The sequence below is a fragment of the Acinetobacter sp. 826659 genome (genome assembly GCF_000588515.1).
In the GTDB taxonomy this organism is placed as follows: domain Bacteria; phylum Pseudomonadota; class Gammaproteobacteria; order Pseudomonadales; family Moraxellaceae; genus Acinetobacter; species Acinetobacter pittii.
Window position 1 is genome coordinate 273,287 of record NZ_JFYD01000004.1, and the last position, 13,868, is coordinate 287,154.

At 41.6% G+C, this 13,868-nt stretch carries 10 protein-coding genes and 3 tRNA genes; 8 read left to right on the top strand and 5 right to left on the bottom strand.

What is annotated here, in order from left to right:
* Window positions 1-15 precede the first annotated feature (15 nt).
* The 3 genes from J663_RS10380 to J663_RS10390 all read right to left on the bottom strand — a co-directional run bounded on the left by J663_RS10380 (window position 16) and on the right by J663_RS10390 (window position 2,386).
* On the bottom strand, window positions 16-708 hold the full coding sequence (locus J663_RS10380; RefSeq protein WP_033849531.1) for a helix-turn-helix transcriptional regulator: 693 nt from the start codon (window positions 706-708) through the stop codon (window positions 16-18).
* Window positions 709-782: 74 nt separating this feature from the next.
* The gene (locus J663_RS10385) at window positions 783-1,457 is read right to left on the bottom strand and encodes an HAD-IA family hydrolase (protein ID WP_033849534.1); all 675 of its coding nucleotides are present in this window, start codon (window positions 1,455-1,457) and stop codon (window positions 783-785) included.
* On the bottom strand, window positions 1,454-2,386 hold the full coding sequence (locus J663_RS10390) for an RluA family pseudouridine synthase (RefSeq protein WP_005066005.1): 933 nt from the start codon (window positions 2,384-2,386) through the stop codon (window positions 1,454-1,456). The genes J663_RS10385 and J663_RS10390 overlap by 4 nt, the downstream gene beginning before the upstream one ends.
* A 721-nt stretch (window positions 2,387-3,107) precedes the next feature.
* Here J663_RS10390 and J663_RS10395 point away from each other — a divergent pair.
* The 5 genes from J663_RS10395 (at window position 3,108) to J663_RS10415 (ending at window position 8,856) form a co-directional block, all read left to right on the top strand.
* Window positions 3,108-6,431, top strand: coding sequence for an Rne/Rng family ribonuclease (locus J663_RS10395; RefSeq protein ID WP_033849537.1), 3,324 nt, complete (start codon window positions 3,108-3,110; stop codon window positions 6,429-6,431).
* A gap of 191 nt (window positions 6,432-6,622) precedes the next feature.
* Window positions 6,623-8,464 (top strand): long-chain-acyl-CoA synthetase, encoded by a 1,842-nt coding sequence (locus tag J663_RS10400; RefSeq protein WP_033849540.1) that lies wholly within the window; start codon window positions 6,623-6,625, stop codon window positions 8,462-8,464.
* A gap of 120 nt (window positions 8,465-8,584) precedes the next feature.
* Window positions 8,585-8,660, top strand: a tRNA-Lys gene (locus J663_RS10405).
* A 22-nt stretch (window positions 8,661-8,682) separates the two neighbouring features.
* Window positions 8,683-8,758, top strand: a tRNA-Lys gene (locus J663_RS10410).
* Between the two features lie 22 nt (window positions 8,759-8,780).
* Window positions 8,781-8,856: transfer RNA gene (locus J663_RS10415), tRNA-Lys, on the top strand.
* A 63-nt stretch (window positions 8,857-8,919) separates the two neighbouring features.
* On the opposite strand, the gene J663_RS10420 is transcribed toward J663_RS10415, so the two are convergent.
* Window positions 8,920-9,816, bottom strand: coding sequence for a LysR family transcriptional regulator (locus tag J663_RS10420; RefSeq protein WP_033849542.1), 897 nt, complete (start codon window positions 9,814-9,816; stop codon window positions 8,920-8,922).
* 112 nt (window positions 9,817-9,928) lie between these two features.
* Between J663_RS10420 and J663_RS10425 the strand changes: the two genes are divergently transcribed.
* Entirely contained in the window at window positions 9,929-10,684 is a 756-nt protein-coding gene (locus tag J663_RS10425) for an SDR family oxidoreductase (RefSeq protein ID WP_017481992.1), read from the top strand.
* A gap of 46 nt (window positions 10,685-10,730) precedes the next feature.
* Here J663_RS10425 and hemW read toward each other — a convergent pair whose 3' ends face one another.
* The gene (gene hemW / locus J663_RS10430; RefSeq protein WP_033849544.1) at window positions 10,731-11,885 is read right to left on the bottom strand and encodes a radical SAM family heme chaperone HemW; all 1,155 of its coding nucleotides are present in this window, start codon (window positions 11,883-11,885) and stop codon (window positions 10,731-10,733) included.
* 116 nt (window positions 11,886-12,001) lie between these two features.
* Between hemW and J663_RS10435 the strand changes: the two genes are divergently transcribed.
* Entirely contained in the window at window positions 12,002-12,463 is a 462-nt protein-coding gene (locus tag J663_RS10435) for a DMT family transporter (RefSeq protein WP_033849545.1), read from the top strand.
* Window positions 12,464-12,495: 32 nt separating this feature from the next.
* Window positions 12,496-13,842 carry a multidrug efflux MATE transporter AbeM gene (gene abeM, locus J663_RS10440; protein ID WP_033849547.1) on the top strand — a complete coding sequence of 449 codons (1,347 nt, stop codon included), beginning with the start codon at window positions 12,496-12,498 and terminating at the stop codon, window positions 13,840-13,842.
* Window positions 13,843-13,868 lie beyond the last annotated feature (26 nt).

Sequence of the window (13,868 nt, forward strand, 5' to 3'; positions counted from 1 at the left end):
TACAAAACCTCTTTGTCAGTTTTTGTCAGTAGTCTTCGACTCTTGTGCCCACCACTGCTGGAACAGTTGCTGTTTAAATGATGGATATAACTCTTGGGTTAAACTCAAGTGTTGAATACGGTCCATTCTAAAATGCCGAAAGTCCTGTCTTAGCTCACACCATGCAGCCAACACAATTTTGTCATTAAAATATCCCAAGGCAAAAGGCCACAAGGTTCGAACACTACTTCGTTGCTGCTCATCATGATAATGCAGCGAAATTTTGACTTGCTGCCGAATGGCTAAACGTACCTGTTCGACTCGATTTTCATCTACAGGCAGCCACGTATTAAATGCTCTTAAAGTCGTTTGCTGTAATAAATATTGCCGGTGCTCAGGCAAAACAGAATTCAATTTAGCTAATACAGATGTAGATGCCGATTGTAACGATTGATCTGGCACACTCTTTAACCAATACAATGCCAGAAAAATAGCTTCGACTTCATTTTCATTAAGTGTCATTGGTGGCAGTACAATATCTTCTTTAAGTTGAAAACCTATACCTGCCGATGCCTCAATTGCTACACCCTGCTCACGTAAGCTATCGATATCGCGATAGACACTTCGAACACTAATGTTTAGGCGTTCAGCCAAGACTTGTGCTGTGATTGGGTAACGGGCTTCACGGAGCTGTTGTAAAAGATTTAATAGACGAATTGAACGGCTCATTTTTCTCTTCTTATTGTTTTGTTATTCAGCTTAAAGTAAGAGGGAACGTACTCCCTCTTTAATACTATTTCAATTTAAGCGACATCTACAGTAGGTAACTGAGCATACCCTCTCAAAAAGCTGTGAAGCTCTTGTACATCTTTAGCAATCGTTAAAGGTTGGAACTTTTGCAGAACTTCAATCGAATGTACGCCATAGCCTACTCCGATACGCGGCATCCCTAAACGCTGTGCCATCTCAAGATCATAGCTGCTGTCACCAATCATGACTGCTTGCTCAACATTCACACCAGTTACAGTCAATATTTCTTGCAGCATGAGCGGATCTGGTTTTGAACGTGTTTCGTTGGCTGCCCGAGTCACATCAAAAAGATGTGTACTTTGTGTTTTTGCGATTACACGGTCTAACCCACGGCGGTTTTTACCCGTTGCAACTGCAAGTTTTAAACCTTGCGCTTTTAAATCATGGAGTAGTTCAGAAATACCCTCAAACCATGCATCACTAGTCGAGTTCGCGATATAGTGATCACCATATGCCTTTAAGATCGAGTCATGCAATTCTGGCGCTTCTGGAAATAAGGTCTGCATCACCTCAGGCAAGCCTAAACCGATAATACTTTTTGCGGCTTCATCGCTTAGAGGCAGTTCATGTTGCTCTGCTGCATGTTGTAAGCTGGCAACAATCTGGCCAACAGAGTTATATAAAGTCCCATCCCAGTCAAAAATAACTAATTCGGTTTTCAGACTCATTTTGCTACTCTCAAAGCCTTTAATAACTGGGTCATGTCTTCTGGTAACGGCGCTTCAATCGGTGGATAACCCGGAATATCTAAACGCATCGCGTGTAAACATAAACGTCGTGCCTGCGGACCTGCGTACTCAGTGGTGTGTCCATATTTATCATCACCCAACAACGGATGTCCAATACTTAAACCATGGACACGAATTTGATGAGTACGGCCTGATAACGGCGATGCATGAACTAAAGTCGCATTTTTAAAACGCTCTGCAACCACCCATTCCGTTTTACTCGGTTTACCTTCTTTAGACACCCGTACACGACGCTCGCCATTGGCTAACTCGTAACGAAATAAAGGAGCATCAATGAGTTGTTTATCGAGACTTACCTGACCTTTTACAATCGCTGCATAAGTCTTACGAATTTTGTGCTCACGCAACATATCTTGTAGCAACTTTAAAGTACTACGTTTCTTGCTAATCATGACCAGACCAGAGGTATCACGGTCAATGCGGTGAATTAGTTCTAAATATTTTTTACCTGTCGCGGCGCGTAAAGCCTCAATCAAACCATACGCCACACCACTACCACCATGTACAGCAATACCTGATGGTTTATTTATGACTAACAGGCCTTCATCTTCATAAACCACACGGCTGAGTAGGCTCTGTGCTACACTATCACTCACAGGAGCAGCGGTTTCATCCTTTTGTTCATAGCGAATAGGTGCAACACGAATCTGATCTCCAATCTCTAATTTGGTCTCAGCTTTAATACGTTTTTTGTTTACTCGAACCTGACCTTCACGAATCAAACGATAAATACGACTCTTAGGTACACCCTTTAAACGCGAAAACAGGAAATTATCAATTCGCTGTCCTGCTTGATGTTCATCCACCTCAAACCAAGTGACACTTTGCCATTGCTGTGTAGAATTCATACTAATATTTAAACCTGAAATTTTGCTAAATTTGATTAATAAATGACCGATTAGCTTAGTTTTTTCACAAGAAATCTAAGCTTAGCCCATAGGCAGATGCTGCAAGGTTTGATATAGTCAGCGCACGGATACCGCCGTAAGTGAACATCTAATAGGGAATTTCCCTGATTGAAACCTCAATCAAAATGATGCTTTCATCACCAGCTCGGATTGGTCCTAAAGAATTATGCCGACGCCGAAGGCTTATTATATCGGCAAAATGACAAACTGTTGCGTTTAATTCAGTTTGTTCAAAAAAATATGTTACCAACTCTAGTTGGTTATGGAACGTAAACTGATACACATCAGACAAATCGCTCCTTAATGTTGCCTTCAGGCTAAAGCGTTGATGCATTGGAACTGCCGAAAGCACCGATACGATGAGCATTCCGTATCAAACTTCCAAAAAGAAGTCACTTCGCGCCCAATGACAGTGAAAGTCATTAACCAATGCCCCGCTCCCCCGCCAGTGAAGCACTAAGGAAGTCCGATTTAAAGGTTGAAGCAGTATTGCCTACATCACAGACGAGAATCGAAGCTAAGGCTAAATGTAGCCGGTAACAGATGACTCAGACCACAAATATTTTGAGATCTGGGAAATGATCCGTCATGTTCGATGTTCGTTCAGAACCTTTAAGTTTGTGCGATATGTTTGTGTGGGTCACTATTAGGTGTCACACCCATGAAACGTATGTTGATTAATGCAACTCACGCAGAAGAAGTCCGCGTTGCACTTATCACTGGTAATCGTCTTTACGATTTTGATTTAGAGAATCGTACCCGAGAACAGAAAAAATCCAATATCTATAAAGGCCATGTAACCCGCGTAGAACCATCTTTAGAAGCTGTTTTTGTTGAATACGGCGCAGGCCGTCAAGGCTTCTTGTCTATGCGCGAAATTGCTAACAGTTATTTCCAAGCAGACCCACGACAAACTTCAAACATTCGTGAACTTATCACTGAAGGTACTGAATTACTTGTTCAAGTCGAAAAAGAAGAACGTGGCAATAAAGGTGCAGCCCTTTCTACCTTTATTTCACTTGCAGGACGTTATTTGGTTCTTATGCCAAACAACCCGAAAGGTGGCGGTATTAGTCGTCAAATTTCAGGTTCTGTACGTGAAGAGTTAAAAGAAATTCTAGCTTCTTTAAATTTACCGCGTGGTATGAGCGTTATCGTACGTACCGCTGGTATTGGCCGTACCCAAGAAGAATTACAGTTAGACTTACAGCATTTGCTTGACCTTTGGGCACAAATCCAAGGCACAGCGAGCTCTGGTCCTTCTCCAATGCTGGTTCATCAAGAAGCTGGTGTCGTTACTCGTGCTATCCGCGATTATTTACGTGATGATGTTGCAGAAATTTTAATTGATAGCGAACAGGCTTATAACGAAGCTTATAACTTTGTTAAAGCAGTAATGCCACGTCAATTAGACAAACTCAAAACTTATACTTTAAACGAGCCATTGTTTGCTCATTTTGGTATTGAAAGCCAAATTCAAACTGCTTACGAGCGTGAAGTAAAACTTCCTTCTGGTGGTTCAATCGTGATTGACCAGACCGAAGCTTTAGTTTCAATCGACATTAACTCTGCGAAATCAACTCGTGGACATGACGTTGAAGAAACTGCGCTTAATACTAATTTAGAAGCAGCAGAAGAAATTGCTCGCCAACTTCGTCTTCGTGACATTGGTGGTTTAGTTGTAATCGACTTCATCGATATGACTAAAGAGCGCAACCAACGTATGGTTGAAGCAAAACTTCGTGAAGCAACACAAAGCGATCGCGCACGTATTCAGTTTGGCCAACTTTCTCGTTTTGGCTTAATGGAAATGAGCCGTCAACGCTTACGTCCATCTCTTGAAGAAGCAACAGGTTATGTGTGCCCACGCTGTCATGGTACAGGCATGGTTCGTGATCTACGCTCACTTTCACTTTCGATTATGCGTAAAGTAGAAGAAATCGCGCTTCGTGAACGTCATGGTGAAGTACAAGTAGAAGTGCCTGTTGAAATTGCAGCATTCTTGCTCAATGAAAAACGTCATAGTCTTGTTTATTTAGAACAAACTTCTAGTGTTCGTGTGACTGTTTTACCTCACCCGCACTTAGAAACCCCTCACTACGAAATTCAGTACAATCCAGATGGATTTGCACCATCTAGCTACGAACGTACTGAAGCAACTCGTTCAAGTGAAAAAGAGTTAGGTTATGAATCTTCTGAATGGCATTTAGAAGAAGCTGATCATAGCCATACTCATGCAGCCCCTGCTGCCAATAACGCAGCTAATCAAAAGAAAGCAAATCAAGCGGCTCAACCTGCTGCTCAGGCAAGCGCTCAAAAAGCAGCAAGCCCTTGTGCATGGTTAGAAAACCTTTTTGTTCAAAAACAAGCTCAAACAGTTGATCAATCTCGCTCAGCACAAAATGCTGCTGCCGCAATTGAACAAATGGTGAATACTGGCGCTGTTAGCCGTGGGCAGTTTGGACAAGTTGTAGCACCAGCAGTTGCTGAAGTTACTTCGGCTCCATCTAATAATGCTTATATTTCTCAATCTCCTGTTAAGCAGGAAGCACGTGAGAATGTTGAAAAAGACGATAAAGTACAACAGCAGCGTCCAAACAACAAAAAACGTAAGCACAAAGAGCAACGTGAACAACATCAACATCACCACAATCAAGAACCACAGCAACAACAGGTTCATGAAGAAGTTGTACAGTTATCACGCCAAGAGCAACGTGAATTAAAACGTCAACAAAAGCGTCAACAACAAGATCAGCCGCATGCGCAACATCAAAATGATGGGCAACAAGCTGAACATGCTGTACCGCGTCGTGACCGTAATAATCAACAACGTCCAAACCGCCCGAATCGCCACCGCGATCCAAGCGTATTAAATGAAAATCAAAATACGCCAGCACCAGCAGTTGTTGATGAAAAACAAATTAAGGTTGATTTGATTGATGCTCCACAGCATGAAGTCATGAATACAGCCTTAGTCATCAATGTTGATCAAGCACAAAGCGAAATTATTGCTTTAACGCCTGAGCAACCTGTTGAACGCACTGAAAAAGCACCTGTTGTTGAAGCTACTCAAGAATCAGCTCCAGCACCTGTTGCTGCTGTGGAAGAGACAGTAACTGCTGAAGCAGAAGCTCCTCAACCAAAGGCTGAGAAAACTCAACCGCAAATTCAACGTGCGAGTAATGATCCTCGTATGCGTCGCCGTGAACAACGCAACGCAAAACGAGCTAAAGCTGTTACACCATCAATTGCCCCATCGCAAATTCCAACGTTGGCGCAATATACAATTGGCAGCTTGATCCGTCATGTTTACGGTGAAGACTGCACAGTACTGATTGAACAGTTTGGTTTAGTTCCAACATTCAATCGTGCATTGCAGAAATTTGCAGAGCAATATGCAAGTACTCTAGTGACTGAAGTCGCAGCTGAAGCTGAAGACAAAAAGCCTGTTACTCGTGATGCCGAGCTTCCAAGCAATAAGCCTTCACAAGAAGCAGAACCTGCGCCAGTACTTCCATTGACGCCACCAAAAGAAGCGACACCACGTGTTGCTAATGATCCGCGTGAACGCCGTCGTTTAGCGAAACTTGCAGCTGAACAAGCTTTTGAGCAAGTCAAACAGCAACATTCTGCACCAGAAGAAGCTGCCCCTGTAGCTGAGACTGTAGAAGAAGCCGTTGTTACTCCTACTACTGAAACACAAGCACCTGTTGAATCAAAACAACAACCGCTTGAGCTTGATCAGGAAACTGAAGTAGCAGCTAATGTAGAAGAGACACCAGAGACAACTGTAGTAGAAGCTCCGGTTGCAAAACAGCCAAAAGCAGCTGCAAAAGCCAAAGCAGCTACAGAACAAGCTGTAGAGCCAACTGAAGCTTCTGCCGAGAGTGAATCAGAAGATTCTAAAGCTGACAAGGACAAACCAAGTCGTCCTCGTCGCCCTCGCGGCCGTCCACCAAAGAAAGCAAATCCTGTAGCTGAGTAAATCATTTGCTCAATTGCAGCTAATTTAAACAAACCTAGTCATTTCGATGACTAGGTTTTTTTTGTTATTTTTAACCAATTAGGTTGATTGCACTAGAAGAAAAGTTTTAAAAGCATGGTGAACCATGAAAAATACTGTACTTTTGCCAACGCAACCTTTTTTGGATTGATCGAAAAATAAATAGGATTGATATGAGCCAGACAACACAGACCGATATCATTACGCTTGGGGATGTTGCCACTAGACTTCCTAGCTTCATTCCCAAAGTACCCCATATCCTGAATGGTCTTAAACAGGCTTATTTAAGAACAGCAAATACACCAACTGGATTAGGTGTAGCTTTTGAGAAAGCTGTTAAGCGAAATCCGAAAGGTATTGCTTTATTATTTGAAGATCAAAGTTACTCATACGAAGCTTTAAATGAATGGGCTAACCAGATTTCTCACTATTATTTATCTCTCGGCGCACGTAAAGGTGATGTGATTGCCGTAATGGTTGAGAACCGTTCTGAGCTTATTGCCACTATTGTGGGCTTAGCTAAAATTGGGGTAACTATTGCGCTTGTAAATACATCTCAAGTCGGTAAAGTTCTCGCTCATAGTATCAATCTTGTAAAACCAATTGCAGTCATTGCGGGTGAAGAAGTCCGTGCCGCAATCGATGAAATTCGTCAAGACTTAAACGTTCCTAAAGACCGTTTTCACTGGTTTGCAGATCAGGCTACTCGTCAAGATGCAGGAACAGCACCTCAAGGTTATGCCAATCTTGCAATAGAAATTGATCAATTCCCGAAATTCAATCCATCAACCACACATTCCGTTCATGGAAATGATGGCCTGTTTTATATTTATACTTCGGGTACAACGGGCTTACCAAAAGCAGTTATTTTTAAACATAGCCGCTGGACACTCGCATATGGCACTTATGGCCACATTTTAAACCTTGGTCCAGATGATGTGATGTATGTCACTTTACCGCTGTATCATGCAACAGGCGTGGTTGTTTGCTGGTGTGGTGTGATTGCAGGAAGCTCTACCCTTGCCATTCGACGTAAATATTCGACCAGTGCATTCTGGAAAGATGTTCAGAAGTTTAATGCGTCTGCAATCGGTTATGTAGGTGAACTTTGCCGTTACTTGATGGATGCTCCAACTACAGAGTTTGACCGCGCTCACCGTGTAATCAAAATGATTGGTAACGGCATGCGTCCAAACATCTGGGATAAATTCAAACAGCGTTTTGGTGTTGAAGAAGTTCTTGAGCTTTATGCCTCAAGTGAAGGTAACGTTGGCTTTAGTAATATTTTCAACTTTGACAACACAGTAGGCTTCTCCCCTACGCCATACGCAATTATTGAGTTTGATAAAGAGAAAAACGAACCAATACGCGATAAAAATGGCTGGTGTAAAAAAGTTAAAGCAGGTGAAGTCGGTTTATTGGTAGGCAAAATTACCAGTCGCTCTCCATTTGATGGTTATACCGACCCAGAAAAGAATAAATCTGTGATTATGCAAGATGTCTTTAAAAAAGGTGACTCATATTTCAACACAGGTGATCTTGTTCGTAATATTGGTTTCCGTCACGCTCAGTTTGTTGACCGCTTAGGTGATACCTTCCGCTGGAAAGGCGAAAATGTATCTACCACCGAAGTTGAAAACATGGTGTGTGAATATGACAAGATCGCTGAAGCTGTGGTTTACGGTGTAGAAATTCCAAATACTAATGGTCGTGCAGGTATGGCAGCAATCACGCTTGCTGATGGTGCCGAGTTAAATGACGCTGATTTAACAGAAATGGTGACTGTATTTAAAAAATGCTTACCTGCTTATGCGGTACCAGTGTTTTTACGTATACAAGCTAAAGTTGAAACTACAGGTACTTTTAAGTACCAAAAGAATAAATTGAAGGAAGATGCGTTTAATCCAAGCAAAACTTCTGAACGTTTACTCGCTTTATTGCCTGGTGAAAGCAGTTACTGTGACATTACAAGTGAAATTTTTGACAACATTCAGGCATATAAATACCGTTTTTAGTTCATTTTTTAGCTAAACAAGAGGAAATCGTGCTTTTTATAGGCAATCATGCAAATGTTTTTAAATTTCCTCTTGTGTTAGTTGAATAACTTGCTAAAATACGCGACATCAAAACGATACGGGTCGTTAGCTCAGTTGGTAGAGCAGCGGACTTTTAATCCGTTGGTCCCGCGTTCGAGTCGCGGACGACCCACCACTTATCTGTTTTGAACCTATTTGGGTCGTTAGCTCAGTTGGTAGAGCAGCGGACTTTTAATCCGTTGGTCCCGCGTTCGAGTCGCGGACGACCCACCACTTATCTGTTTTGAACCTATTTGGGTCGTTAGCTCAGTTGGTAGAGCAGCGGACTTTTAATCCGTTGGTCCCGCGTTCGAGTCGCGGACGACCCACCAAATTCTAAAAAGCCTCTCAGTTCGAGAGGCTTTTTTTATTGTTAATGTATTTTAGTTTTATGACTAAAAGATGACGATGCACTTCTTATATAGAATATCCCTAGCCCATTCCATAAAGATTTCCAAACGTTTAGGAATATAACTTCTATTCGGATATAAAATATTAAGTGGAAGTGATTGAGCGGTATAGGCACTTAGTACTTCAACTAAAGTTCCCTGCTCGATTTTATCCTGAACATCGTAGTATGGAAGTTGAATAATTCCCAAACCTGCAATAGCCGCTGCAATATAGGCTTCCGTATTATTTACGCTTAAAGCACTATCCATCATCACAGCTCCATCTTGATATGAAAATACGCCCTGTTTTTCTCCTACTGCTCTCGCATAGTTAATGAGTTTGTGTTGAGATAGATCTTCTAATTGTTCAGGAATACCGTACTGTTCTAAATAATCAGCACTTGCACAGTTCACCATAATCAAGTTACCAACAAATTTCGCAATTAAACTACTATTATCTAGCTGTCCCACCCGAACAACACAATCGATTCCTTTCTCGATTAAGTCAGTGATGTCATCAGAGCTATGAAGTTGTAAATGGATATCTGGATAGCGACTATAAAAATCGGGAAGTTCAGGAATAATCACTTGGTGTACGATTCGGCTGGGCATTGAAATTTTTAGCGTGCCACGGTAATGCTGCTTTTGTGCCTGTATAAGCTGTTCGAGCTGTTCATAATCAAATAATAGATTTTGACACTCAGGTAATATTCGTTGTCCATCTTGGGTAAGGCTAACTTTACGCGTAGTTCGATGAAATAAGCGTACCCCATAGTGAGTTTCTAGCTGTTGAATTGCGCTCGTTACTGTCGAGCGAGGTAAATCAAGCTGATTTGCCACTTCACTAAAGCTTTGTCGTTTAGCGACTTCTGTAAAAATAAAAAATTGCTGCAACCGATCCATTTAATTGTTCGTATTTTCTGAATAGTTAAACTAAACTAGCATAATTGATCAAAAATTACCGCCAATCTAGACTAAAAACACATTAAAACAAGTCATCATAGGAACAACCATCATGGCAACTCATACTCTTAAAGATAAAGTTGTATTGATTACAGGCGGCGCAAAAAACTTAGGTGGACTGATTAGCCGTAAATTTGCAGAACAAGGCGCAAAAATCGCGATTCACTACAATAGCGCTGAAACTCAAGCAGATGCTGAACAGACGCTCGCAGATGTAAGAGCGTTCGGTGTAGATGCTGTTTTAATTCAGGCAGACCTAACGGATATTGATAATATCGAAAAGCTATTCTTAGACACTAAGCAGCATTTTGGCGGAATTGATATTGCCATTAATACAGTTGGAAAGGTTTTAAAGAAATCTTTTTTAGATACCACAGAACAAGAGTTTGATAGCATGAGCGATATCAACTCAAAAATTGCCTATTTCTTTATTCAATCGGCAGGGCGTCATTTAAATGACGGCGGCAAGATTTGTTCAATCGTGACTTCTCTTCTTGCAGCCTACACTGGACTCTATTCAACCTATGAAGGTTTAAAAGCACCTGTTGAGCATTACACACGTGCTGCATCAAAAGAATTTGGTGATCGCCAGATTTCCGTGACTGCGGTTGCACCAGGCCCAATGGATACACCTTTCTTTTATGGTCAGGAATCTGCTGAAGCAGTCGCTTACCATAAATCAGCTTCAGCTTTAGGTGGACTCACCAAAATTGAAGATATCGAACCCCTAGTTCGCTTTCTGGTAACCGATGGTTGGTGGATTACCGGCCAAACAATTTTTGCAAATGGCGGCTATACCACTCGCTAAAATCAAAAAAGCCGCATCTCAATGTGTGGCTTTTTAATTTGCTTCTTTACAAGAACTCTTCTAGTACCGAATTTAAGAAAATATGCCCCTGCTCAGTACAAGCCAAACGACAATGCTCATCTACCAATAGCTTTCTAGCTCGTAGTGAAGTGAGTACTTCATTTAAGTGATCTAGGCTTAAACCTGTGCGCTGCTCATATAACTCAGCTTTTACACCATCATTTAGACGTAAAGCATTCATCATGAACTCAAAAGGTATCTCTTCTGCCTCAATCTTTTTCATTTGCAAATGTTCGGCTGGAACCTTAGCCAAATAGTCTTTCGGTAAGCGAGTTTTTTGGAAACGGTACACACCATCTGGTTGTGTGACTTTGCCATGTGCCCCTGCACCAATCGCAAGGTAATCACCAAATTCCCAATAATTTAAATTATGAGCTGAAGGCTGCTCTTTACGCCAAGCCGATACTTCATAGTTTATAAAACCATTGGCTTTTAGATAAGCCTCACCCTGCTCTTGAATATCTTCTAGCACTTCATCTTGAGGTAAAACGGGCTGCGTACGGAAGAATACTGTGTTTGGCTCAATAGTCAGTTGATACCAACTGATATGTGTCGCGCCATGCTCTACAGCCATCTTTAAATCATAAAGTGCTTGCTCTAGCGTTTGCTCAGGTAGGCCATGCATTAAATCGACATTAACTCGCTTAAAGCCTGCTTGTCGTGCCTGCTCAATTGCATCCATAGCATTGTTGGCTGAATGAATACGCCCAAGCTTTTGCAAGTGCTCTGTATTAAAAGTCTGCACACCAATCGATAAACGGTTAATACCTGCTTCTAAATAGCCTGCAAACGGGTCATGTTCTAGTGTTCCGGGATTTGCCTCTAGGGTGATTTCACAGCCATCTTCAAATTTGAGCAATGACTTAAGCTGTTCAAACAGCCACGCATAGCCTTTAGCAGAAATAAGTGAAGGCGTTCCGCCACCAATAAATACACTATGAATTGAACGTCCCTGAGCCATCTCAACTTGAGTTTCAAAGTCGGCCACTAATGCTTTTAAATAGGTTTGCTCGAGTTCTGCCGAAAGCGCTCCATCTGGTACGGCATGCGAGTTAAAGTCACAATATGGACATTTACGCACGCACCAAGGCATATGGATATATAAAGATAAAGGAACAGAAGCAGGATTTAATACGGCCAAGGAGCAGGTCCAATTTACACAATATTTCTATTTTAACATGACTGCATCAATGGGCTTATGAAAACATACCTTAATTGCTTTAGACTGTTTTTAAACATACTTAAATATTGATAAAAATGATGAAATTCTCTAGTCAACTTTTCCTGATCTTACCTCTAGCTATGGGAATCGGTGTTGCCATGGCTTTTCAAACTGCAATTAATGCTCAACTGCGCGAGCAACTACACTCACCGTTGCAGGCAGCTTTATTATCATTTTTCATAGGTACTATTGTTTTAGCCGTTATGGTTTTTTTCCAAAGTACCGAAAAGCCCTCTTTAAGTGAAATATCAAATATTCCATGGCTTCTTTGGACAGGAGGATTCCTTGGGGTTTATGCAATTAGCATGAGCATTTATACTGCACCTAAACTTGGTTTTTTAACCTTTACAGGGCTAGTCGTTTTTGGGCAATTGGTCATTTCAATGTTGCTTGACCATTTTGGTTGGTTGGGTACAGAAAAGACACCTGTTACATGGCAACGGTTCCTTGGTGGCGTGATCATCTTTGTCGGTGTGTTACTCACTTTGCAACGTTAGCTTCATTTTTATATTTAAAAAGAGTACCTTTTGTGTCGAATGTCACATCTTTTCGGTCTGAATTAAAACAACTCTTCCACTTAATGCTACCGATTTTAATTACCCAGTTTGCTCAAGCGGGATTTGGGTTAATTGACACTATTATGGCTGGGCATTTATCTGCAACCGATTTAGCAGCAATTGCGGTAGGGGTGGGCTTATGGATCCCAGTCATGCTCCTGTTCAGTGGCATTATGATTGCAACTACACCTTTGGTCGCTGAAGCAAAGGGCGCAAGAAATACAGAACAAATTCCTGTCATTGTCCGTCAATCATTATGGGTCGCGATTATTTTAGGCGTAATGGCTATGCTCATTTTGCAGCTTATGCCGTTTTTCTTACATGTGTTTGGCGTACCAGAGAGCTTACAGCCTAAAGCAAGTTTATTTTTACATGCGATTGGTTTAGGTATGCCTGCTGTGACCATGTACGCAGCCCTACGCGGTTATTCAGAGGCTTTAGGCCATCCACGTCCTGTAACGGTCATTAGCTTACTGGCCTTAGTGGTTTTAATCCCTCTAAACATGATTTTTATGCATGGCTTAGGACCAATACCTGCTTTAGGTAGTGCAGGCTGTGGTTTTGCAACATCCATTTTACAGTGGCTCATGCTAATTACTTTAGCTGGCTATATTTATAAAGCTTCAGCTTACCGAAACACGTCGATTTTTAGCAGATTCGATAAAATTAACCTGACTTGGGTAAAAAGAATCTTACAGCTTGGCCTACCCATCGGTTTAGCCGTGTTCTTTGAAGTCAGTATTTTTAGTACAGGTGCATTGGTGCTTAGTCCACTGGGTGAAGTATTTATTGCAGCACATCAAGTGGCAATTTCAGTCACCTCAGTGCTGTTTATGATTCCGCTTTCACTTGCGATTGCCCTGACCATTCGTGTGGGAACGTATTATGGTGAAAAAAATTGGGCTTCCATGTACCAAGTCCAAAAAATTGGTCTGAGCACAGCAATATTTTTTGCCTTATTGACCATGTCTTTTATTGCTCTAGGTCGTGAACAAATTGTCTCGGTTTATACCCAAGATATAGAAGTGGTTCCTGTTGCCATGTATTTACTCTGGTTTGCAATGGGTTATCAGTTGATGGATGCATTACAAGTCAGTGCCGCAGGCTGTTTAAGAGGGATGCAAGATACGCAAGCACCGATGTGGATTACGCTTATGGCATATTGGGTGATTGCTTTTCCTATCGGACTTTATTTAGCACGTTATACCCATTGGGGTGTAGCTGGTGTGTGGCTAGGCTTAATTATTGGTTTAAGCATTGCTTGTGTTTTATTACTTTCAAGGCTTTATTTAAATACCAAACGTTTAAGCAAAACCTAATAAAAAAGCCGATAAATATCGGCTTT